Origin of the sequence: Lactobacillus sp. W8172 (assembly GCF_016102055.1) — a bacterium.
Classification (GTDB): Bacteria; Bacillota; Bacilli; order Lactobacillales; family Lactobacillaceae; genus Lactobacillus; species Lactobacillus apis_A.
Genome location: NZ_JACFPG010000002.1, coordinates 99,944 through 123,348, shown reverse-complemented (window position 1 = coordinate 123,348; position 23,405 = coordinate 99,944). Strand labels below are relative to the sequence as shown.

Below are 23,405 nucleotides of genomic sequence, written 5' to 3'. Positions count from 1 at the left end.
TATCAACAATATAGCGTTATAATAAAAACGGTTTCAAAGAAATATTTTTAGTTGAGAGGATAATTATGTCAGCCGATAATTTATTGTTAGTAGTTGATGTTCAGGAACAAGCGATGGACTTTTCGAGCAAGAAGAAAAAGTTGCTTGAACGGATTAACCGTGTCATTAAAAAGTTTGAGGAAAATAATGATCCAGTTATTTACGTTAAGCAGGAAAACCTTGGTGACTTTTCTTCTAAGCTGAAGGTCGAGAGCTCGGCACCAGTTTTCACTAAGAACGAACCAAGTCCATTTACACAAACAAACTTTGCTCAGAAGGTACATGATCTTAATCCTAAAAATGTTGTGGTGGAGGGTTAATGAATCATACCTGTGTTCAGGCAACAGTAAAGAGTGCATTGAGTCGCGACTACTCAGTTACATTAATTTCAGACGGATATGATTCTTCTATTAAACCAGTGACTAATCATTATAATCACTTACTAACTAAATTAGGTGCTCATCGGTTAACAACGGATGAATTTTTATTAGTTCAATAATTTATGTGAACCGCGGATATACTGAAAAAGTATCTCCGTGGTTTTTACTATTAAAAAATCAAGATAAATCAAAAGGACTAATTATGATTTTTTATCAGAATTAGTCCTAAGATTAAAGCAATTTGTTTTATTTTCCGTTCATTGTTGGATTTGTTAAAAGTTTGTTAGCTCTCTTCTTCAGCTAATAAACTTTTTTCGTATACTTTCATGAATGGATAATACATCAAACCATCAATAATAATTAATGCCACGACTAAGATTGGAGCACGCCAGTCCATTGTTGATAAAAATGCTCCAATTGGTGCAGGCATTTGCCATGAAAGAATTGCAAAGGTCTTCTTTACTAATCCGAATGACATTGATAAGTAACTTAAAATAGCGTTGACTACAGATGTGAAAACGAAAGGAATGAAAAAGATTGGGTTAAGCATTAATGGTGTACCAAATATCATAGGTTCGGAAATTCCGAATAGTGCCGGAATTAGACCAACGCGTCCAACCGTTTTTAATTGTTTAGACTTTGAAAATGACATTATAATCGCCAAAGCTAATACGGAGCCACAACCACCAATAATTACAAAATAAACCCAAAATGGAGTAGTAAAAATTCTAGGGAGTGCTTTACCCGCTAATTTGGCGCTGGCATTAATAGAAAGATTACCATCACGAATTGGCCCAAGTATACCTGCAAGTGCAGCATCATGAATACCAAAAAACCAAAATAGCTGAACTAAAATAGTTAAGAAAATTGTTGCTGGTAAACTGTCAGCAACTTTAAAACTTGGTGATAGGAAGTTATAAATTGCTTTAACTGCTGTAGTGTGATTAGCTTGGCAAATCACAAAAATAATTGCATCTACTGCAAGAATTACTAATGCTGGTACGAATGAAGCAAAACTTTCTGATAATGCTGATGGGACACCCTTCGGCATTTTTATTCGCCCAAAGTTGTGCTTCCGCATCGCATGATATGACTCTGTTGTAAGAATAGCAATTAAAATAGCAATAATAATACCTCGGCCATCCCAGTAACTGATATCTGCAATATTACCAGTGAAGCCCAGTTTTTTAGGGTCAAAAACTAGCATGAAAAAGCCGGCTAGTGAAAACATGATGGGTGAAAGAGGATTTTCATTGTAATGTTGACATAAAAAATAAGTAATACCGACACAAATAAAAACAGACATTGCACTCATCGAAACAGAGCTTAGCCAACTGAGAATTAAAGCATTATTTTGTGCAAAATGAGCCCAAGCTATTAGAAAACCGTTGCTATGTGAAGTAACAGGGGGTGCAGCCCCGATAATAACAAAAATAGAGCCGAATAATGTAATAGGTAGCAGAGTCATAAAGGTGTCTCTGATAGCGGCTAAATGACGTTGATTAGCCATTTTATTAGCAAATGGTGTAATGTATTTATCCATCCAAGAGGTAATTTTATTGGTTTCCATGTTCAATCTCCTACTTTAGTACTTTTTACGTTTAATTAATTTGCCATTTGAATCTATAACTTCCTTGTACCAAAAGTATGAAGCCTTCGGTTTACGTTTTAATGTTGCAAAGTCTATTGCTACCAAGCCGTAGCGCTTTTCAACACCATTCATCCATGAATAAAGATCAAATGGAGACCAAGTAAAATAACCTCTGATGTCAGCTCCCTTATCTTGTGCATTCATCAGCGCATTTATATGATCATTCATAAAAGAAATGCGATAATCGTCCTTAACCTGATTCATATCAATATTTTCATGAACTCCAACACCGTTTTCAGTTACGAAAATTGGCAAGTGATATTTTTCATACGCACGAACTAATCCATCTTCTAGTCCTTTAGGATATATTTCAGTGTCCCATTCTGTATATTCACTATTAGGATCCATCACTTGCTCAAACCAATTTTTTATCCTCATTTGTGTTGAGCCTTTTTTACCAGAATGGTTAAACACCATTTTGGTTTCTCCAGACGTATATGGTTTTACAAGTGTACGTGCGTAATAATTTAAGCCCAAAAAATCAACTGTATTTTCAGAGATTGTTTTTAAGAGTTCAGGCTTCATAAAAGATATATCATTAGTTTCACCAAGTTTAGCTACTAAATCGATTGGAAATTGGCCAAGCGCAGCTGTATCCAAAATCCAATTATTTGCATAATTATCAGCATTACGCATAGCCACTTTAGTTTCGATGGTTTCATCTACACCATCAATTGGCGAGTAACTGTGAACGATGCCTATTTTTCCTGGAAAGTTTCCTTGACGAAATTTTTGAATAGCCAAGGCATTAGCGTACATCACGTTAAAACCACAAAGCATTGTGTGTTGAAGGTTGTGTTCAGCAGGTGGATAATTGCCAATTAAATAGCCGTTAACGGTAAACCACTTTGGCTCATTAAAGGTAGTCCAAAATTTAACTCGATCACCAAAGGATTTAAAGCAGACTTCAGCATAATGTGCAAAGGCACGACTAGTGTCAAGATTAAGCCAGCCACCAATTTCCTGCCAATATTGAGGTAAGTCCCAATGATAAAGTGTGATAAAGGGAGTTATTCCATTTTCAAGGCAGCAATTGATCAATCTGTTATAAAACTCAATCCCCTTAGGATTAATATCACCTTCACGGTTTTTAATAATTCTCGGCCAAGACAAAGAAAAACGGTATGCGTTTTGACCACCATCTTTCATCATTTTGATATCTTCTTCAAAATCATGATAATGATCGCTTGCAATATCACCGTTTTCTAAATTATTTTCATGCAAATAATGATCCCACATGGATTCAGCCTTGTCGTCGACGTTCCAAGCACCTTCACACTGATAAGATGCGGTTGCGCCACCCCACAAGAAATTTTTAATCATATCTATTCCTTTCATAAAAAAACAAAAAAGGTCTTTTTCTAGTAATACATAGAAAAAGACCAAAAAGCACCAACGTGATTGCTATCTTTATCTATAGTACGTAATTTACGGTTAACGTGTAGAAACTGCCGACCATATCTCGGCAATATACAGATAATATTTATTTACATTTTGAATTCTAGCAAAGTAAAAAAGTTTCTTCAAATGGCTTTCTTACCTAGAAAAAAGATTTTTACTATACAAAGTAAGTTATGAAAGGAAAATTACATAGCAAGCGCGAAATGAAAAAATTTTCCAATCACTCCAATCACAATGTATAAAAAAGAACTTTTTAATTAAGTAAATATACATTTACTTAAAACTTGGGCAATTTCCTCACATTCTAGCATTCGGGGCTTGAATGTCGTTCGCTAAAGTTGAATAATAGTATAGGAAAAAGCTTTTTCGGACAACTTTTGGTAAAATAATAAGTTGTTAACATTTTAATACGGAGGAAATTATGTCTTATAAAGACAATATGATGTTGTTTGCCCTCAATTCGAATTTACCGCTAGCACAAAAAATTGCGGACCGCGTTGGGATTCCACTTAGTGAATCCAGTGTACAACGCTTTAGCGATGGGGAAATTCAAATTAATATAGACGAATCTGTTCGTGGTAAGGACGTATATTTAATTCAATCAACGAGCGTACCAGTCAATGATAATTTGATGGAATTGTTGATTATGATTGATGCTGTTCGCCGCGCAAGTGCACAGACGATAAATATTGTAATTCCATATTATGGCTATGCTCGTCAGGATCGCAAGACTCGTCCACGTGAACCAATTACAGCCAAATTAGTTGCTGATATGTTGCAAGAAGCAGGTGCCACTAGACTATTATCACTAGATTTACATGCACCTCAAATTCAAGGCTTCTTCGATATACCTGTAGATAATTTAATGGGTGCACCATTACTTGCAGATTACTTCTTAAGAAATAATCTGGAAAAGGATGCAGTTGTAGTTTCACCAGATCATGGTGGTGTTACTCGTGCTAGAAAGCTTGCAGAATTCCTAGGCACTTCAATTGCGATTGTTGATAAGCGTCGACCACGTGCTAATGTTGCCGAGGTAATGAACATCATTGGTGACGTTAAAGGTAAGCGAGCAATCATTATTGATGATATGATCGACACTGCTGGAACTATCACATTAGCTGCACAAGCATTGATTGATGCGGGTGCAACTGAAGTTTATGCCAGTGCTACACATGCTGTTTTATCTGGTCCAGCCATTAAACGTTTAAATGATTCTCCGATTAAAAGCTTGGTATTAACAGATTCAATTAACCAGCCTGCAGAGAAGAAGTTGGATAAGACTTCACTTGTTTCAGTGGGACCGTTAATTGGGGATGCAATTAAGTGTATTCAAAAGAATGAACCACTTAGTCCTTTGTTTAATACCAGATATGAAAAAGATAAGCATTAAAATTTAAAATGACACGTAATAAAACCCTGAAACCAAACTGATTTCAGGGTTTTTCTATGTACTAAATTATCTTACTAATAAAATATGTGTCACTTAGTTGGAAAAAATGACCACTTAATTGAATCATATTGAATTTAAAATAAAATTAGACTTTAATAAGAAATATGGATTAAGGAGGCTTGAGACCATTGACACTAAAGCAATTATTAAAGACTAGCATACCAAGAACAATTTTAATTTTATTAGTTTTCTTGGCTTATGCATTAAGTGGTACTGCAACAACATATTTTTTCAAATACATAACTAATGATCTTAGTAATGGAAACTGGAGCGGGTTTGCTTTTTGGATAGTTTTAGAACTTATCATTTCAATTTTTACTATTCTTCTACTACCACTAGGAACATTTTTGTTTAACAAGCAGATTCAAGAATATTTGCACGAAATTCGCGCCAAAATAATGAAACACTATTATGCCGCCGAACCAACTAAGGTTGCAGATATGCAGAATCAATTGGGAAATAATCTCAAAGTTTTGTCCGACGATTATGCGACACCATGGATAAAAATCTGGATTAATTTATTAAGCATCATTATGGCAATAGGAACACTATTAACATTGCATTGGTCATTAATTTTGATTGTGACCGTAGTAACGATTATTGTTCTTTGCTTACCTCAAATCATGACCAAAAAATTGTCCAGTTCAACTGCTAAAGCAGCTCAGAAGAATGCGCAATTTTTAAATACAATTGAGAACTGGTTTTCTGGTCTAGGAGAATTACGACGTTATGGTGCTGGTGGCCGTTTAGCCAAAGCGCTTGGTCAAGATAATCAGAAACTTACAGATGCCAATGTAAATAGTAATAAAATGAAGTCTATTGCAATTGCAATTAATGGCGTGGGCAACTCAATCGGTCAAGTGGGAACAGGTCTCTGGGCTGGTCTACTATTTTTCAGACATATAATATCTCTGGGTGACTGGGCCATCGCTGGTAGTTTTGCTTCAACTATTTTTAATGGCTTATGGGAAATCATTAGTGCAATTACCCAAATTCGTTCAACAAAGGAATTGCGTGCTGATGTTACTAAACTCATTCAGCCGTTACCTGAAAGAAAGCCTAAGGCTGCAGTATATGGTTTAAAATGTCGCAACCTAGAGGTTCAATATCAAAATGGTGAAATAATCACTTATCCCGATTTCACTATTAATCAAGGCGATAAAGTTCTACTAACAGGTGATTCTGGCACTGGAAAGTCAACACTTTTCAAGGTTCTGTTGGGTAAAATTGAGCCCCAAAACGGTGAGGTCTATTTTATTGATCAAGCTGGTAACAAATTGCTACCTAAGCAAGCTGAATTAGGTTATGTGGCTCAAGACGCTACGCTTTTCCCAGATACGGTTGCTAATAATATTACGATGTTTAACCAAAAACTAAGTTCTAGATTAAGTGGAGCCGTTCAAAATGTACAGCTGGCTTCAGACATAGCAAACTTTCCACAACAAATTGACACTAATGTTGATTTAGATCAAGGAAACTTATCTGGGGGGCAAAGACAGAAAGTTGTTTTAGCAAGGGCTGAAATACATGACAAACCATTTCTTTTATTGGATGAGGCAACAAGTGCAGTTGATAGCAAGACAACTAATAAAATCATTAGTGAACTGTTGCAAACAGATAAAACAGTCTTGCTAATTGCACATAATTTTAGTCCTGATTTAATGGAAAAATTTGATTATCAAATCTGCTTAAAAGCAAAGAAAAAGGAGGTCAAGTAATGACTATTAAAGGTTTTTTTAAGCAAAACCCATTACGCTTTGTAGTGATAATGGTAGTGCTAATTAGCTTTTATGCACTTATGATTGTTAACTCATTAATTGTAATCATTGAAACTACAGCAATTCAGCAAGGTAATTTTAGAACTTTCATGGTTATGGTTCTTGCCAGTTTTGTATTCATCCTGATCGATTATTTATTGCAAGGACTGCTACGTTACCTTCAATCTAAACAAGAGGAACAATATAAAGCTGCTATTCGTCAAAAAACAATTGACCATTTTTATAAAGATCAAAAGGAGCACCCTGTAGCCCAGGTCCAGAATGGATTAACTAATGACTTAGTTCAAAGCCAAGAAAATTACTTAGAACCCTTTTTCAATTTGCTCGGTGGTGTAGCAATTATCGTGTCTGTTGTTGCGTTATTAATTTCATTACACTGGAGTTTACTTCTAGCGGTCACTTTGATGGTGATTATTTCGTTAGCTGTGCCTAAATTGCTTGAAAAACCGTTACAGCAGGCAACAACTCACATTTCTGAAAGTAATCAAAAGTATTTGGATTGCTTAGACAAGTGGCTTAGTGGCTTAGAAGAAATACAACGCTATTTTGCCGGTGAAAAATTATTTGCGATAACAGATAAGGCAGCCAAAGACTTGGAGGATGCAAATGTTAAACAAAATGGGGTCATGCAACTGCTGTCTATTGTTAATGGGTTAATTTCAGTTTGCTTTTCAACAATCTTATTTTTATTAGCTGGCTACTTATTTCAGCAAAAACTAGTTGCTTTTGGTGTTATTATCGGTGTTGGAAACTGTCAATATTATCTAAGAATGGGCGTTGAAGAAATCGTTAATTCATACGGCCAGATGAAGGGTGCCCAATCTTTAAATAAAAAAATTGCTGAGGAAACTGAAAGTGTTGAACAGCCTAAACTAGAACAAGTCTCAGTACCTGCGGAACTGAGTGTTCGTGACCTTAGCCTACAATTTCCAAATGGTGAGAGTCTAAAATTCCCTGATATTGATATTAAAGCAGGCGAAAAAATACTATTAACTGGGGATTCAGGTGCAGGTAAATCAACTTTATTTAAACTTATTCTAGAACAGCTTAAGCCGACTACGGGAAAAATTGTTTTCAAGAATAAAAATGGCGCGCCAATTAATCCTGATATGGAGAAAATTGGTTATATCCCTCAAGATCCTGTTCTCTTTCCAGCAAGTATCGCTGACAATATGACGATGTTTGCTGACAAACTAAAAAATGCTTTACCTTCGCTTGTAGAAAAAGTTCAGCTTGATGGAGATATTGCTAAGTTTGACCAAGGACTGAATCAGCAAATCGATTTGAATAAGTTAAATATTTCTGGCGGACAAAGGCAAAAAATTGTTTTAGTACGTGCATTAGTTCATCACAGTGAATTGATTCTAATTGATGAGGGAACTAGTGCGATTGATCAACAAGCTACGATGGAAATTTTGCGTGAAGTAACTGCAACCTCTGCAACGGTAATCTTTATAGCTCATAACTTTAATGAACAAATGAAGCAGTTATTTGACCGTGAAATTCATATAGTTAAAAATACAACAAAATAAGTAAACGTATAACCTAAAAAATTCCCCAAACAAAAAAGATCGAATTCAATCAGAATTCGGTCTTTTTATTTTTTATTAGTTTTTGGTTTTCGCAAATAGCGCAGTTTGCCATTTTTGACATAACGTTGAAATTGTTGGTAAAGCGGGTCAAAAATTTGTGGTTCATCGCTATTGGACATCATGATTTTAGGGAAGAAGAACCGTTCATCGCCTTGAATCGTCCCGTTAAGTGCACGAACTAACGGACTTAACTGTGACAGCTCAATTAGCTGACCGTCAGCTTGCATGATTTCAATTTGACTATTGGCGTTTTTTCCGCTTGGCTTATACGCATCATAAGGTTCATCAAAAGCAGAATTGGTATCTGTATAATAGAGCGGATCAAACCCAGCTTGCTTAATTAGGTCCTTTAATTTAGGTAATAAGCTCTTAGTTTCGTCATCGATGCAAATACTTGCTAATGGCTTTCGATACAAATAGCAATTTGCTAAATCAGCTAAAATTGGGTCGCTTGCCTTTGTCCACATGGAGAAGTTGGTTTCCATGACTCCATCGTCTAATTCAAGGTAGTCATTGAGCGTCCAGTCGCCAGCTAAAAATTTGGCTAAACTTGGTGTGACTTGCAGGGTGCCTTGCTCATAAACGGCTTTTGCTCGTTCAAGTAAATGCTGCAAAATAACTTCCATTGAACGGCCTACGCGGTGAAAGTATACTTGCTGATACATTTGATAGCGCGAAACGATATAGTCCTCAACGGCATGCATTCCGGCCATTGTGAAGCAAATGCCACCTTGATAAGGTCTTATTTCTTGCAAAATTCGCGACAAATCAAAATCGCCGTATGTAACGCCGGTGAAGTACGCATCACGTTTAAGATAATCCATTCGGTCAGCATCAGCCTGACTGGATATCATTTTAACGACTTGAGGATTAGGATAAGTTTTGTCAATAACGCTGGCCACTAATTCAGGAAAGTTTGGCGCAACTTCGCGCAAAACATGGTTAATTTCTGTATTAGGGTCAGTAATAATCTTTTGGCCAATCTTTTCGTGGTTTGTACCAAATAGATGCTCAAAAGTATGTGAGTACGGTCCATGTCCGATATCGTGGAGTAAACCGGCACATTCAACTAATAAGCGGTTATTGTCATCCCACAGACCATCCCCCGAATTATGAGATGGGTACTTTTCTGCGAAAATATTACAGATTTTTCTAGTCAGTTCGTACACACCTAGATTGTGTTCAAAACGGGTATGAGTTGCTCCAGGGAAAACATATGAAAGAGGCCCGAGTTGTTTGATACGGCGCATTCTTTGGAATTCTTCTGTTTTTAAAATGTCCAATATGACTTGATCTTCAATGTGAATGTAGTCATGAACAGGATCACGTAAAACAACTTCTTTAGTTAATTTTTTACTTTGAAATTTTGGCATAAATATTCCTCGAAGTTAGTTTATAATGTAAGATTAAAAATTGATTATTTACTTGATTATAGCAAATTTGCAATTTATAGGGCACTTTGAATATTCAAAAGGATCAATTTGTTAAAAATAAATAATATTTTTGAATGTTTTTCTGATTAGTGATCATAATATTTTATATGGAATAAAAGGGATGATAATTATGAATCGAATTGGGAGTAAATTAAAAAAGTTACGTCATGATTTAGGTCTAACCCAAAAGGAGATGGCCGCAGATGTAATTTCTGTTTCGTTTTATTCAAAGGTTGAGCGTGGCTTTCATGATATCGGGGCAGAAGAGTTGATTCAAATTCTTGAAAAACATGGGGTTAGTTTTCAGGAGTTTTTTTCTGAAACAGAACAGAAAAAAATTAATACTAAAAAACTTAATGCTTTGGTAAATAATCTTATTAAGGCGGCAAATGAAGATAATGATATTCAAATTTCTGACATAATAAATCAGTTAGAAAAAATAGAGCCACAAACGAGTTTGATAAAATCGCTTATTTTGCAGGCAAAAGTCATTTCTGAAACACATAGTGATGATTCATTTGAAAAGTTAACAAACAAAGAAAAAAATGAAATTAAGAAAATTGTGTTTCAAAAAGACATTGATGAAAATGGATATTTAAGAATTGTGTTGCTTAGCAATACAATGGAATTATATAGTATAGACGAATCAACGTTCTTAATAAAGAGCATTATTAGGAGATATCAAGACACTACAAAGCTAGAAAAGAATATCTTAATAGCACTGAGTGTTCTGATGGTTAATTATGTTGATATTTGCTTACAGAAAAATAAAATTAGTTTATGTGAAGAGCCGTTAAATTATTTAAAAGAACTTCCCAACGTCATTGAATTGGCATTCACCAAAATTTTGGGAAAATACTACGGAGATATAATTATTGGTAATCGAGACGAAGCTATTCAAATAAAAAAAGTCCTAAATATATCTGGTTATGAAGTAAATGTGGATAGAATGGAAAAATAAAAGCATTTTTTCGAATATGAAAATAGTATTGTAAATAGGTTGTAACGAGTTAGTATGACTATAGACGAAGGAAATATAATTTATTTATATAGGAGATAAAAAATGTCAATATCATTATTTAAACCTGTAATTATTATCGTTGCATATTAATAGTATGCTTTAGTAAAGTAATATAGTATAAATTAAAGTAAAAAATAGCTAGCCAAGTATAAAACTTGGGCTAGCTATTCTTTATTCTCTCTTTTTGAAGTCAAATCTATTTTTAAACTTCAAACCAATTCCAAGTTGACGAGTTTCTACTTACTCCTCTGTTCCCAGATAGCTTTGATTCGTGCTAGCTCTTTGGGGTCAGGGTTCATTGCATTAGCCTTCAATTTCTCAATATCATCAGAAGATGGTTCCCATCCATCTAAATGTGTAGCTTGAACTACTCCTCTAATTTGCTGGAACATAGTCTTGTCGGGTATAAAAACGCCTTGAATAGTTTGCTTCTCGTTGTCAATTTCTAAGCTGTATTGTTTTGAGTTTGACATGTTTAGTAAATCTCCTACATTTTGAGCTGGTAAAAAATAGTGGACTCTTAAAAGGTCAATTTTTAATTGGTTTTCTTAAGTTCCAATGATAGTTAGGATTATCACAATTCATCTTTTAATTGGTTGCAATCTTATTATGTACTACTATCAATATAGTTATATTTTATCAAATTTTGCTCATTTATGGGCGAGTGTTGACCATAATCAGAAATATTGATGACCTAGTTTCATCAATGGTTTCAGGTATAATTCTTGATTGTGCCAGTGGAAAATTTATTATTGTCTTTTGCTCAAGCTTAATCACAATAGGTGGGATTAAGCTGGTAATACCACCGAAAAAGGAATTGGAGTAATTACTGGTATAAAAAAATAATTTGTTTTATAATGTTTTCTGCTAAAATTAAGAAGGATATTAAGAGTTATTGCTAATCTTGATGGTTAGCTTTTTTATTGCAAAGAATCAAATATATGACTAAAGTAAAAATTGATTTTACTAGTAAAATTGTTCAAGAAATGGAAAGTGAGACTTTCCATAAAACTGGGCAGGGTGAACTAATCGAAAATGGAGACGTAACTAGGGTTTCTTACTTAGAAGATGACAAAGTTCCAGTTAAGCTGCTAATTAAAGAAAATGATGTAATCATCAAGCGTGGTAATACTAACGATGATTATTCGCAACTTCATTTTACGGTTGGACAAAAAAAGGACTGCCGTTATGTTGCATCTGGCTACCAAATGGACCTGAAGAGTTCCACTAAATTAATTAAATTTTTCCCTAAAATTGACGGTTCAAAGCAACTTCAGATTGAATATGACCTCTTTAGTGGACTATACTTAGTAGGAAGTTACACAGTTACGTTGATTTTTACTTGAGCGCCTAGTAAAATAAAAAGGATTGTTAAAAGAGAGGAATACAATTGTGGGATTAAACGACTTTAAAAATAAAAATCGCAATGAACTATCAATGATTGAAGTTGCTCGTGCAATATTGGAAGATAACAATAAAAGAATGGGTTTTGCCGATATTGTTAATGCCGTACAAAAGTACTTGGGAGAGAGTGACGAGGAAATTAGGGAACGTTTACCCCAATTTTACACGGACTTGAATACCAACGGTGAATTCATTTCAATGGGTGAAAATGTTTGGGCTTTACGTTCATGGTTTCCTTATGAATCAGTTGACGAAGAAGTTAACCATCCAGAAGATGAGGACGAAGATGACAGTCGTGCACATCACAAGAAAGTTAATGCTTTCTTAGCAAGTGCTACTGGAAGCGACGACATTATTGACTACGATAATGACGATCCAGAAGATGAAGATTTAGATGCGACAGCTGACGATGAAGCAGATGACTTTGTCGAAGATGAAGATTTCGTTGACACTGATGATGACGATGATGAAGATTTGCCAGATGGCATTGAAGGTCAATTGTCAGAATTAGATGATGACGAAGATGATGAATAATTCTCTTGACTTAATGACGCAAAATAGATAGTATTTTAATTGGGCACCCTTATGTGCGTTTATGCTCCCTTTTTGGGAGCTTTTTTATTTTTATTTTTTGCAAAAAGGAGTTTGGCTAATGACAAAATATATTTTCGTTACGGGCGGCGTTGTTTCTTCACTAGGCAAGGGAATTACTGCTTCAAGTCTTGGTCGGTTATTAAAAAATCGTGGTTTGAAAGTAACCATGCAAAAGTTTGATCCATATATCAACATTGACCCAGGTACAATGAACCCATATCAACACGGTGAGGTTTTTGTAACTGATGATGGAACAGAAGCAGACCTTGATTTAGGCCACTACGAGCGAATTGTAGATGTGCGTACCAGTAAATACTCAAATGTAACTACTGGTAAAATTTACAAAGAAGTTTTGGAAAAAGAACGTCGTGGTGATTATCATGGTGCTACTGTCCAAGTTATTCCTCATATTACGGATATGATTAAGCAAAAAATCATGCGTGCAGGCTTAACCACTGACTCTGATGTGGTTATTTCTGAAATCGGTGGTACTGTTGGCGACATTGAATCTACTCCTTTTATGGAAGCAATTAGACAAATGCGTCGTGAAGTCGGTGAAGAAAATGTGATGTACATTCACTGTACTTTAGTACCATACTTACACGCTGCTAAAGAAATGAAAACTAAGCCAACCCAGCATTCTGTTGCTGAATTGCGCAACATCGGTATTCAACCAAATATGCTAGTTTTACGTGCAGAAATGCCAATCAACCAAGAACATAAGGATAAGATTTCTAACTTTACTGATGTTCCAGTTGATCGAATTATTGAATCAATTGATGCGCCATCACTTTTCGACTTACCATTAGCCTTCCAAGAACAAGGTATGGATCAAAAAGTTTGTGACTTTTTACATATAAAGAGTCCAAAAGCTGAAGCTGATATGGCTGAATGGACCCGCCTTGACGAAAGGGTTAAGAACTTAAAGTACAAGACCAAGATTACTTTAGTTGGTAAATATGTTGAACTTGAAGATGCTTATATTTCTGTTACTGATGCACTTAAGCATGCTGGTTATTCTTATAATACTGATGTTGAAATTAACAAGGTACAAGCAGAAGATATAACCGAAGACAATATTGCAGACTTCATGAAAGGTTCCGATGGCTTGATTGTTCCCGGAGGATTTGGTTCCCGCGGTTTTGAAGGCATGATTACTGCAATTAAATATGCCCGTGAAAATGATATTCCATTCCTTGGAGTATGTTTGGGTATGCAAATGGCAACTATTGAATTTGCACGTGACGTTTTAGGATATAAAGATGCAAATACTGCTGAAGCTGATCCTAACACTAAGCACAATGTGATCGATATTATGGCTGACAAACGTGATGAAGAAAACATTGGTGGTACTTTACGTTTAGGTCTTTATCCAGCAGCATTAAAGCCTGGTACTAAGACCGCAGCTGCTTATGACAATCAAGATGTTATTCAAGAACGTCACCGTCATCGCTACGAATTTAACAATGAATACCGTGAAGCATTTGAAAAGGCTGGAATGACCTTTGCAGGTGTCTCACCAGATAACCATTTAGTCGAAGTAATCGAACTTACAAAGAACAAGTTTTTCATTGCTGCACAATATCACCCTGAATTTTTGAGTAGACCACAAAGACCAGAAGGACTATATAAGGCCTTTATCGGTGCTGCTTCTGGTTTAGAGGAAGAAAAACTATAAAGAGTGAAATTGAATAATACAAAAATCTTTATTTTTAAGCAGGGAAGACGAAGGTCTTCCCTTGTTTTTTCCGTTAAATTCCTTTAACATAATTATGACTAATCGAAAATAGAAAAGGATTTTTTCGCCAATGAAGCAAATGATAATTCATGGTGGAAAGCCCCTACAGGGTGATGTCTGGATTGGCGGCGCAAAGAACTCAACCGTTGCACTAATTCCGGCATCAATTTTGTCGCGTACACCGGTAACTTTGGAAGGCGTTCCAAGGATTGCAGATGTTGACAACTTAATGGATTTACTGAGTGAGATGGACGTCGTTTGTTCTTTTGAAAAGACAACTTTACAAATCAATCCAGAGAACATTAAGATGAGCCCATTGCCAAGTGGTAAGATCAAGAGTTTACGAGCTTCCTATTACTTTATGGGTGCTCTTCTTGGCCGTTTTGGTAAGGCTGTTGTGGGCTTCCCTGGCGGGGATGATATTGGACCCCGCCCCATTGACCAACATATCAAAGGTTTTGAAGCCTTAGGTGCATGTGTAACAAATGAAAATGACCAAATAACAATTACTGCTCCTGATGAAGGACTGCAAGGAGCGACTATTCACCTAGAAATGCCATCCGTAGGCGCGACAATGAATATTATCATGGCTTCAGTTACCGCAAATGGGCAAACTGTTATTGATAATGCTGCTAAAGAACCTGAAATAATTGACTTAGCAACTTTCCTTAATAATATGGGTGCAGTTATTCGAGGAGCAGGAACCGATTCAATTCGAATCGAAGGTGTTGAAAAGTTAGAAGCTAGAGCTCCGCATACGATTATTCCTGATCGAATTGAAGCTGGAACGTACATTTCTCTTGCTGGCTGCATTGGCAACGGTATCTGCATTCATAACATTATCGAAGAACACCTTGATTCTTACCTTGCGAAGGTAGAAGAAATGGGACTAGTTATTGATGCAGATGAGGACTCACTTTACGTTTATCCTGCTGGCGACTTGAAAATGACGCAGATTAAAACTGGTGCATACCCAGGTTTTGCTACTGATTTGCAGCAGCCTGTAACTCCTTTGCTGTTATCTGCTAAGTCTGGTGAGGGTGTAATAATTGATCGCATTTACCCTAAACGAATTGGTCATATTGAGCAATTGCGTAAGATGGGTGCTGATATTAAAGTAGAGGATAATATTATTCTTGTTCATCCGACTGAAAAGTTGCATGGGGCAACTGTTTCTGCTGGAGAAATCAGAGCTGGTGCGTGTTTGATGATTGCAGGACTAATGGCAAAAGGTGACACAATTATCAACAATGCTGGTAATATTCTTCGTGGTTATGATCGCGTCCAAGAAAAATTACGCTTGCTAGGTGCTGACGTTACAATCAAAGACGTTCCAGATAAGTAGCTAAAAATAGTGCAATTAAAGATATTTAAGTAAACGACTAATCTTTTGATTAGTCGTTTTTTACTATTTTCATTAATACTCATTTCTTTATTATTTTATTAAATCTGCCTTTTGTAGTTCTATTTGATTGTTTAATACAACATGCTGATTTTCGGAAATTAGATATTAGAGTTTATAATATATTGCTGCTAGAATAAAAAATAAAGAATAATACTTTTAATTAACAAAATAGAAGGCAAATCTCAACTTTAGAGGTTTGCCTTCTATTAGACTGTAATTATCTCACGGAACGGATATAGTTTAACGCCTTTTGCAATTTAGTCTGCTTGGTAAATACTCGTGACATGCTGTCGCAAATTACATAATAAAAGCAGATTATAAATGTTCTGTAATTGATTAGATATTTAAAAGTTTTGAATCGTTAGTAAGTGTTCAACATGATTTTATAAGCAACTAAACGCTAATTTAGCCCTGACTTTGTAGATCCTTTGTATTGATCCAAGGCAGATTTTAAATCTTTGTCTGTAATTTTGACGTTTTGATCTTTCAAAACTTGACTGATTACATTTCTCATAACAGCAGAATTTGCAGCCCATTTGTCATAAAGATTATTTGTTAGTTCTGCTTTATTGTTCTCAAAACTTCCTTTAGCTGGATGGTTAATCATTTTTATTATTTCATAGCCATTAGTAACTTTTACTGGGGTGCCAGTATACTCACCATTTTTAAGTTTATATGCAGCATTTTTGAAAGTAGAATCCAAATTTTTATTTTCTTGGTTAAAGGGTGCTAATTTTCCACCATTAGTGCTGGTAGAACTATCCACAGAATATTCTTTTGCTAAACTTGAAAAACTTTTTCCCTTGTCCAACTGATTGATAATTTTTCCAGCTGTTGATTGACTCGTTACTAAAATATGCTGAACAGTAATTTTTGGTTGATACGTTTTCCATTCTGCTCTTAATTGATTATCTGTTGGCTTGATTTGAGACCGCAATGCAATTTCACTAAGTAGGTTAATTTGAATCATTCTCTTAAATGATGACTTAGTGTATAAATTTTGTGCTAAAAACTCATCAAATTGTGAACCATAGCGTTCTTTATAATTATTGTATTCCTGAGTAACTTCTTTAGAATTCAGTTTTTCCCCATATTGGGCTTTTAGAGCGTCATAAATTAACAAATTAGCTAAAACGCTTTTACTCGAAGGAGCTGACTTGAGCTCCTTATAAAATTCTTGTTGCGTAATTTTTTTGTCTTTTCCATATTGAGCAACTTCTGCATTATTTGACTTTGAACAGCCTGCTAAGCTTAGTAAAGAAATACCAGTTACGGCAGTTATTATACCTTTTAATAATTTGTCCATTTTATCTCCTCCAATGAAGATTTCTTATCTAATTATTAAAAACATTAAAGCAGATTGCAACTTTTTATTTAATAAAATTACAAAAAATAACAAGTAAAAAACAGGCACTCATCATAGTTGAAGCTGAAAAAGCCATGTATTACAGTGGAAAGTAAATAAAAACCAATAGCTAGCATTACTAAAATACTGTTGATTTTTTAATTTATTACTATATAATTTTTAATTAAATTGGTAACATTATTAATTTAATCAGGCAAAAACACTTTTATTAATTAGGCTTGGGGGACTAACCATGAAAAAAAATAAGTATGTGGGAGTGCTAGTTTGTGCGGCTGCACTTTCTGTATTCTCTAATGCTGAGCTGCAAGTTAAAGCCAGTGTTGACAGTCAAACAAAAACTGTTGCAAAAAGCTCTAAAGTAACAGAATCAGCTACAGTGGGCGTGACAAACAAAGCAATTGAAGCACAGTTAGCTGCAAAGGGAGTTAATCTTAAGCATTTAACCTCTAATGAAAAGCAAAATGTATATGTTGATGTAATTGTTCAATTGTCCGCTGCACCTGCAGCTACAAATGGATCAGTAAGCACAAATTCAAGTAGTGCAGAAATTGAGCGGGCTACAAAACAAGTAATTGCACGCCAGGCTTCAGTTAAAGCAAATATAAAGGCAATTACCAACCAAGCAATTGGTCAAAGTTATGGTTATGTAGTTAACGGTTTTGCTACTAAAGCAAAGGTTAAAGATATTCAAAAATTAAGAGCTATTCCAGGTGTTAAATCTGTAACTTTGGCAAAAGTCTACTATGCCAATGATTCTTCAGCTGATGATATGGCTAATGTTTCGACAGTTTGGAATAATTATAAATATAAAGGTGAAGGCACTGTAGTTTCTATCATCGATACAGGTATTGATCCTAATCATAAGGATTTACGGTTAAGCGATGAATCTAAAGCAAAATTAACTAGAGAAAAGGTTGCTGCCTTCACTAAAGAAGCAGGTTATGGCCGCTACTTTACTGAAAAAGTCCCATATGGACATAACTATTCAGACAACAATGACAATATTACTGACAATGGTTCTAGCACACAACACGGTATGCACGTTTCAGGTATCGTAGGTGCAAATGGCACTTCAGATTCTGTTAATTCGGTTGTAGGTGTTGCTCCAGAAGCTCAGCTATTAGCAATGAAGGCATTCTCTAATTCAGCTAGTTCTGCTTCTACTGATTCTACTAGCGTTATTGGGGCAATTGATGATTCAGCTAAACTTGGTGCTGATGTTTTGAACATGTCCTTAGGTTCTGTTTCTGGTCAACAAACTGATGATGATCCAGAAATTGCTGCTGTTGAGCGTGCTACTAAGACAGGTACTGCCGCTGTAATTTCTGCTGGTAACTCTGGAACCTCAAACTCAAAAGCTGATGGCAACAACAAGGCATATTATGGCAATCCAGATATGGAAACCATAGGTAGTCCGGGTACTGCCAGAACTGCCACAACGGTTGCATCAGCAGAGAATAATAAAGTTACTACTGATGGTATAACTTTTACTTCAGCTGATGGTAAAACTGTAGTAGCAGGCCCAGAAGCTACTCAACTTTCAGAAGGTACCGATCGTTCATTCTTTAATGACAGGCAATTTTATGTTGTTAAAGATAAAAACGGACAATTAGGTATAGGTTCTGCAAATCAATATACATCTGATGTTAAGGGGAAAATTGCCATCGTTAAGCGTGGGGCTCTCACTTTTACAGATAAACAAAAATTTGCACAAGAAGCAGGGGCTGCTGGTCTAATCATTGTTAATAATCAAGCCGGTGCATTAACTAACATGCAACTTAATGCCGGGTTCCCAACTGTTGGATTATCAGGGGCTGCTGGAAGCAAGTTAGTAGAATACGTTGCAAAAAATCCTGATGAAGCATTAAAGGTAAGTATTGCTGTACAGCCATTAGATAATTCAGCGCTTAAGACAGATTTAATGTCTGACTTTACTTCATATGGTCCTGTTTCTAATTTGGCCTTTAAACCAGATATTTCAGCACCTGGTGGAAATATTTGGTCAACTCAAAACAATAATGGCTATACTAACATGTCAGGTACTTCTATGGCGTCTCCATTTATTGCTGGTACGCAAGCACTTGTTAGTCAAGCAATGAACGATAAAAAGGGTTCTTTCTATGAAATTTATCAAAAGATGAGTCCAGATGAAAGAACCGCATTTATCAAGGCTTTGGAAATGAATACTGCAAGTATTCAGCCTGATATTAGTCATGATAATGTAATTGTTTCGCCTCGTAGACAAGGTGCTGGATTTATTAATGCACAAGCTACTATTCAGGCATTAGCTAAAAATCCTTCAACTATTGTTGGCAGTAATGGCTATCCAGGTGTTGAGCTTAAGAGCTTCACAGATAGAACGCTCAAATTCCAAGTTAGGTTTACCAATAGAACGGATAAGACTTTAAATTATAGGTTAACTAATAATGGTAAAGAATCAGATGTTTATACTTCTGCTATTGATAGTAGTTCAGTTTTATACGACAAGAAGATTGATGGTGCTTCAGTTCAAACTGATGGTGATGTAGTTGTACCTGCAAATTCAACTAAGGAATTAACTATTACATTAGCACTGCCATCTGATTTTAAGGAAAATCAGTTTGTTGAAGGATTCCTGACCTTTAATGGATCAGACAGTTCACAATTGCGTTTACCGTACATGGGATTCTTTGGCAACTGGGCAAGTTCAGATCTGCCAATTTTTGCTGGCTTAAATGATCCAGACGTATTCCACCCTGAGAATAATATCTCGGGTACTATTGTAACTGTTGGTAATGATTCTATTAATGCTAACCCGGGCTTAGACATTGATGATGAAGGTAATTATGTATTTGATTCCTCGAAATTCGCAATTTCTACTGCAGATAATGCTCAATTCCAATGGTTTAAACCGACATATTACTTATACAGAAATGCGAATAATGTTAAGGCTCAAATTTTGGATAAAGATGGCAAAGTAATTAATACCTTAGCTTCATTGAGTAATGCCACTAAGTCATACTACTATGCACCAGCTCAAACATACAATTACTTTGATGAAGCTCCTGAGTGGCATGGTACATACTTTGACCAACAAGCTAACAAGACAGTTAAAGTGCCTGATGGAACATACACTTACAGAATCTCTGCTACTGTTGATGGCACAAACACGGAGCAGCACTACGATATGCCAGTTAAGGTAGACAGTGTTAAACCTGTATTAAAGAATCTCAAGTTAGAATCAAGTACAGAAAAGGGTGCCGACGGCCAAGAAAAGACTCGTTACTACTTGTCTGTCGAAGCTAAGGACGATCTTAGTGGTTTGAGTGGTGACGCGAATGTTTCTATAAATGGTATCTTCAGTCAGTTAGCATATGATCCAACTGCTAAGGCAGATGAAGATGGCTTCCAAAAGGTTGAAATCGACTTATCTCCTGAACAGGTAAAAGCTTTACAAGCAGGTACTAATGACTTTGCTGTAGCTTTATTTGATAATGCTTCAAATGCAGGAACTGCTTCAGGTAAAAGCAATAAACCTGGTGAAACTGGCTTTGGCTTAGTTCTTAGAGATGGTGGCTTACCAGATAAGATTTCTTCAAAGACTAAGAATTACGATCCTGACACTGAATCCTTTGTCTTCTCAGGTAGTTATCCAAGCAAGGTATATGGTACTTATACTGATAAGCGTGGTGAGATTCATGACTTAGATATCGAAAGTGACGATGACAATACTTTTGCTGCTACTCTTCCACTTACTAAGGATGATTACAAGACAAAGGTTACCCTTTATGCTGATGCTAACCATAAGACCGTCCTTAAAGAAAAAGAAATTACAGTTAGTCTTGTACCAGCTAAGGTTGAAAATTTAACCGTTGATAAGACTGATACTTACGATGCAAGCAAGGATTCATCAGCTAAACTGGCCCAAACATCTGAAGCTACTGTTAAGCTATCAGGTAAGGTAAGTGATGATACTAAGTCGTTAGTAATTAAGCAAGATGGCGAAGACGACATATCAGTTAATTTAAAGGATGACCATACTTTCTCCATTGAATTACCAGTAAGCTTTGGTGAAAACAACTTTAATCTTGTGGCAACTGATGAAGATGGTAATTCATCCAGTATTGAACAAAAGGTTAAGTCTAGTGATCATGGTAAAACAACTGTAAAAAGCAGTGACGTTACATTCGATAACGGCATTAAGTGGGGCACTAGCACCGTTAGCGCTAATACCAAAAACTATGATCCTAAAACTGGTCAGTTGACTATTACTGGCAAGGTAAGAAGACCAACTACTACTTTGCAAATTGATGGTAAGGACGTGAAGATTAATTCTGATCAAACATTTGAAGTAACTCTAAATGTTGGTACTCACGGTGCTAAGATTATAAATGCTTTGATTGGTGATTCAACTGTTAGAGAAACTACTCAAGAGAGGCTAACTTTCTATGTAGATGCAGAATCACCTGTTTTAACCCTAGATGATGATGGTCCTATTTACATTAACAAGGATAAATACACTATTTCTGGTACTGTCACTGATGACTACAATTACTATGGACTATCAATCAATGGTAATAGTATTGAATCTGCCTGGGGGGATGTAGATTACAACAGCAAGGAAGGTGTCAAGAAGGACTTTAAGTATGAAGTTGAATTGAAGAAGGGTAAGAATACTTTTAATATTAAAGTAACTGATGCCCAAGGCAATGAAACTACTCAAGCTTTAGTTGTTTACTATGAACCAGAAAAGACCTTAGATGAGCCTGATGTAAAGCAAACTGTGGCAGAAGATGCTGAGTCTGCTCTCTTTGAAGCTACTACTAAGGAGCCTGATGCAAAGGTGGTTTACAGTGTTGATGGCGGCAAGACATTCAAGGATATGCCAGCCGACGGACTCAAAGTCACTGAAAATGGTACCGTTGAATTTAAGGCTGTTGATAAGTATGGCAATGAATCTGATGTTAAATCTGTAGAGGTCAAGGATCTTAATGAGAAAACTAATCCTAGTGCAGATGACGAAAAATTATCCAAGGCTAAAGAAAAGCTTCAAGCTATTGTTGATGATGGCGAAAAGAAAGACTTGAGTGGCTACACTAATGATTCTAAGAAGGCTTATGAAGAAGCTTTAAACAAGGCAAAAGATGTCTTGGCAGACAAAGATGCTACATTGGAAGATGTTCAGGCTGCAACTGATGCATTAGATAAAGCAGAAAAGGCATTGGCTGATAAAGAAAAAGATGCTTCAGATGACGAATTGCCTAAGGCAAAGAAGGAACTTCAAGCTAAGGTTGACGCTGGCACCAAGAAGGATTTGGGTAAATACACTGATGAATCCAAGAAGACTTATGAAAAAGCTTTAGACAAGGCAAAAGAAGTCTTGGCAAACAAAGACGCTACATTGGAAGACGTCAAGGTTGCAACTGAGGCATTGGATAAAGCAGAAAAAGATTTAACTGTTAAGCGTACTGAACCATCTCTCCCATGGACTAATACCACTCCAAGTTCCACTGAATCTACTTCACAAGCAAGTGCAGATGTAACTGCTTCGGATAAGAACAAGGATAATGCGGAAAATAAGGATACAAAAGAAGAGGGTAAATCAACTGAGGTAATGTTCAAGTCTGTTCTTTACACTAAGGAGCTCAAGAAGACTTCTAAGACTGCCAAGGCATATAGCCTCCTTAACCTTGTAGTTGAAAAGGATAAGTTAAAGGTTTATACATTTAATGGTCAACATTTCTACAAGGTAGTAGATAAAGACGAATATGTTCGTGTAAGAAACATTACTGGTACCAAGGCTAAGTTGAAGAGAAATTCTTACATATACAAGTCTAATGGTAAGAAGGCATCACGTCAGCTTCTCAAGAAGGGTGCCACTGTAACCATCTACGGTGATCAATATAAGGCTTTAGAGAAATTTAAGGAGACATATAGAGTTGGTGAAGGCAAATACATCAAGAGCGTAAACTTCTATGAAGTTCATCTTGTAAAATAGCTTCTAGATTTTAAAAGATGAGCAAATACGACTCTTTGCTAAAACCTGTTGATAAAGATTAAATGAAAAGAAGCAAGCAGCTAAAAACTGCTTGCTTCTTTTTCTTTTACCTTGTTTCTGCCAATCTGCATAGAACTACAAAGTATAATATTTGCTAATTGCTACTGATTAGT

16 protein-coding genes and 1 riboswitch are annotated in these 23,405 nt (G+C 35.8%); of the genes, 11 read left to right on the top strand and 5 right to left on the bottom strand.

What is annotated here, in order from left to right:
• Positions 1–65: 65 nt before the first annotated feature.
• Both H3R21_RS04140 and H3R21_RS04135 read left to right on the top strand, forming a co-directional pair.
• Positions 66–359 carry an isochorismatase family protein gene (locus H3R21_RS04140; protein ID WP_198183219.1) on the top strand — a complete coding sequence of 98 codons (294 nt, stop codon included), beginning with the start codon at positions 66–68 and terminating at the stop codon, positions 357–359.
• The gene (locus H3R21_RS04135) at positions 359–538 is read left to right on the top strand and encodes an isochorismatase family protein (RefSeq protein ID WP_198183217.1); all 180 of its coding nucleotides are present in this window, start codon (positions 359–361) and stop codon (positions 536–538) included. The genes H3R21_RS04140 and H3R21_RS04135 overlap by 1 nt, the downstream gene beginning before the upstream one ends.
• A 164-nt stretch (positions 539–702) precedes the next feature.
• Here the strand turns inward: H3R21_RS04135 and H3R21_RS04130 are convergent, their stop codons facing one another.
• Both H3R21_RS04130 and H3R21_RS04125 read right to left on the bottom strand, forming a co-directional pair.
• Complete coding sequence (locus tag H3R21_RS04130) at positions 703–1,989, bottom strand: PTS sugar transporter subunit IIC (RefSeq protein WP_198183215.1); 1,287 nt, start codon at positions 1,987–1,989, stop codon at positions 703–705.
• A gap of 15 nt (positions 1,990–2,004) precedes the next feature.
• Positions 2,005–3,393, bottom strand: a complete 1,389-nt coding sequence (locus H3R21_RS04125) for a glycoside hydrolase family 1 protein (protein WP_198183213.1) — start codon at positions 3,391–3,393, stop codon at positions 2,005–2,007.
• Between the two features lie 74 nt (positions 3,394–3,467).
• Positions 3,468–3,566: riboswitch (purine riboswitch) on the bottom strand.
• 326 nt (positions 3,567–3,892) lie between these two features.
• Here H3R21_RS04125 and H3R21_RS04120 point away from each other — a divergent pair.
• The 3 genes from H3R21_RS04120 (at position 3,893) to H3R21_RS04110 (ending at position 8,234) form a co-directional block, all read left to right on the top strand.
• Positions 3,893–4,864, top strand: a complete 972-nt coding sequence (locus H3R21_RS04120) for a ribose-phosphate diphosphokinase (RefSeq protein ID WP_046307695.1) — start codon at positions 3,893–3,895, stop codon at positions 4,862–4,864.
• Positions 4,865–5,052: 188 nt separating this feature from the next.
• Positions 5,053–6,642: an ABC transporter ATP-binding protein gene (locus tag H3R21_RS04115; protein WP_198183211.1), complete on the top strand. Its 1,590-nt coding sequence runs from the start codon at positions 5,053–5,055 to the stop codon at positions 6,640–6,642.
• Positions 6,642–8,234 carry an ABC transporter ATP-binding protein gene (locus tag H3R21_RS04110; RefSeq protein WP_198183209.1) on the top strand — a complete coding sequence of 531 codons (1,593 nt, stop codon included), beginning with the start codon at positions 6,642–6,644 and terminating at the stop codon, positions 8,232–8,234. Before H3R21_RS04115 ends, H3R21_RS04110 begins: the two co-directional genes overlap by 1 nt.
• 65 nt (positions 8,235–8,299) lie before the next feature.
• On the opposite strand, the gene H3R21_RS04105 is transcribed toward H3R21_RS04110, so the two are convergent.
• Complete coding sequence (locus H3R21_RS04105; protein ID WP_198183207.1) at positions 8,300–9,667, bottom strand: HD domain-containing protein; 1,368 nt, start codon at positions 9,665–9,667, stop codon at positions 8,300–8,302.
• Between the two features lie 190 nt (positions 9,668–9,857).
• Between H3R21_RS04105 and H3R21_RS04100 the strand changes: the two genes are divergently transcribed.
• Complete coding sequence (locus H3R21_RS04100; RefSeq protein ID WP_198183205.1) at positions 9,858–10,688, top strand: helix-turn-helix domain-containing protein; 831 nt, start codon at positions 9,858–9,860, stop codon at positions 10,686–10,688.
• 296 nt (positions 10,689–10,984) lie between these two features.
• Here the strand turns inward: H3R21_RS04100 and H3R21_RS04095 are convergent, their stop codons facing one another.
• The gene (locus tag H3R21_RS04095) at positions 10,985–11,221 is read right to left on the bottom strand and encodes a hypothetical protein (RefSeq protein WP_198183203.1); all 237 of its coding nucleotides are present in this window, start codon (positions 11,219–11,221) and stop codon (positions 10,985–10,987) included.
• A 468-nt stretch (positions 11,222–11,689) separates the two neighbouring features.
• Between H3R21_RS04095 and H3R21_RS04090 the strand changes: the two genes are divergently transcribed.
• From H3R21_RS04090 to H3R21_RS04075, 4 genes are all read left to right on the top strand, one after another.
• Entirely contained in the window at positions 11,690–12,094 is a 405-nt protein-coding gene (locus H3R21_RS04090) for a DUF1934 domain-containing protein (RefSeq protein ID WP_198183201.1), read from the top strand.
• Between the two features lie 46 nt (positions 12,095–12,140).
• Positions 12,141–12,686 (top strand): DNA-directed RNA polymerase subunit delta, encoded by a 546-nt coding sequence (gene rpoE / locus H3R21_RS04085; protein ID WP_198183199.1) that lies wholly within the window; start codon positions 12,141–12,143, stop codon positions 12,684–12,686.
• Between the two features lie 118 nt (positions 12,687–12,804).
• The gene (locus H3R21_RS04080; RefSeq protein WP_198183197.1) at positions 12,805–14,424 is read left to right on the top strand and encodes a CTP synthase; all 1,620 of its coding nucleotides are present in this window, start codon (positions 12,805–12,807) and stop codon (positions 14,422–14,424) included.
• A gap of 130 nt (positions 14,425–14,554) precedes the next feature.
• The gene (locus tag H3R21_RS04075; protein ID WP_198183194.1) at positions 14,555–15,829 is read left to right on the top strand and encodes a UDP-N-acetylglucosamine 1-carboxyvinyltransferase; all 1,275 of its coding nucleotides are present in this window, start codon (positions 14,555–14,557) and stop codon (positions 15,827–15,829) included.
• 460 nt (positions 15,830–16,289) lie between these two features.
• Here H3R21_RS04075 and H3R21_RS04070 read toward each other — a convergent pair whose 3' ends face one another.
• The gene (locus tag H3R21_RS04070) at positions 16,290–17,195 is read right to left on the bottom strand and encodes a peptidylprolyl isomerase PrsA (RefSeq protein ID WP_198183192.1); all 906 of its coding nucleotides are present in this window, start codon (positions 17,193–17,195) and stop codon (positions 16,290–16,292) included.
• A 292-nt stretch (positions 17,196–17,487) separates the two neighbouring features.
• Here H3R21_RS04070 and H3R21_RS04065 point away from each other — a divergent pair, with 292 nt between their 5' ends.
• A complete protein-coding gene (locus tag H3R21_RS04065) occupies positions 17,488–23,232 on the top strand; it encodes a S8 family serine peptidase (RefSeq protein ID WP_198183190.1) in 5,745 nt (1,914 codons plus the stop codon).
• Positions 23,233–23,405: the final 173 nt, after the last annotated feature.

Coding starts and splice junctions, on each gene's coding strand:
- H3R21_RS04140 (WP_198183219.1), top strand. CDS start 66: ATGTCAGCCGATAATTTATTGTTAGTAGTTGATGTTCAGGAACAAGCG.
- H3R21_RS04135 (WP_198183217.1), top strand. CDS start 359: ATGAATCATACCTGTGTTCAGGCAACAGTAAAGAGTGCATTGAGTCGC.
- H3R21_RS04130 (WP_198183215.1), bottom strand. CDS start 1,989: ATGGAAACCAATAAAATTACCTCTTGGATGGATAAATACATTACACCA.
- H3R21_RS04125 (WP_198183213.1), bottom strand. CDS start 3,393: ATGATTAAAAATTTCTTGTGGGGTGGCGCAACCGCATCTTATCAGTGT.
- H3R21_RS04120 (WP_046307695.1), top strand. CDS start 3,893: ATGTCTTATAAAGACAATATGATGTTGTTTGCCCTCAATTCGAATTTA.
- H3R21_RS04110 (WP_198183209.1), top strand. CDS start 6,642: ATGACTATTAAAGGTTTTTTTAAGCAAAACCCATTACGCTTTGTAGTG.
- H3R21_RS04105 (WP_198183207.1), bottom strand. CDS start 9,667: ATGCCAAAATTTCAAAGTAAAAAATTAACTAAAGAAGTTGTTTTACGT.
- H3R21_RS04100 (WP_198183205.1), top strand. CDS start 9,858: ATGAATCGAATTGGGAGTAAATTAAAAAAGTTACGTCATGATTTAGGT.
- H3R21_RS04095 (WP_198183203.1), bottom strand. CDS start 11,221: ATGTCAAACTCAAAACAATACAGCTTAGAAATTGACAACGAGAAGCAA.
- H3R21_RS04090 (WP_198183201.1), top strand. CDS start 11,690: ATGACTAAAGTAAAAATTGATTTTACTAGTAAAATTGTTCAAGAAATG.
- H3R21_RS04080 (WP_198183197.1), top strand. CDS start 12,805: ATGACAAAATATATTTTCGTTACGGGCGGCGTTGTTTCTTCACTAGGC.
- H3R21_RS04075 (WP_198183194.1), top strand. CDS start 14,555: ATGAAGCAAATGATAATTCATGGTGGAAAGCCCCTACAGGGTGATGTC.
- H3R21_RS04070 (WP_198183192.1), bottom strand. CDS start 17,195: ATGGACAAATTATTAAAAGGTATAATAACTGCCGTAACTGGTATTTCT.
- H3R21_RS04065 (WP_198183190.1), top strand. CDS start 17,488: ATGAAAAAAAATAAGTATGTGGGAGTGCTAGTTTGTGCGGCTGCACTT.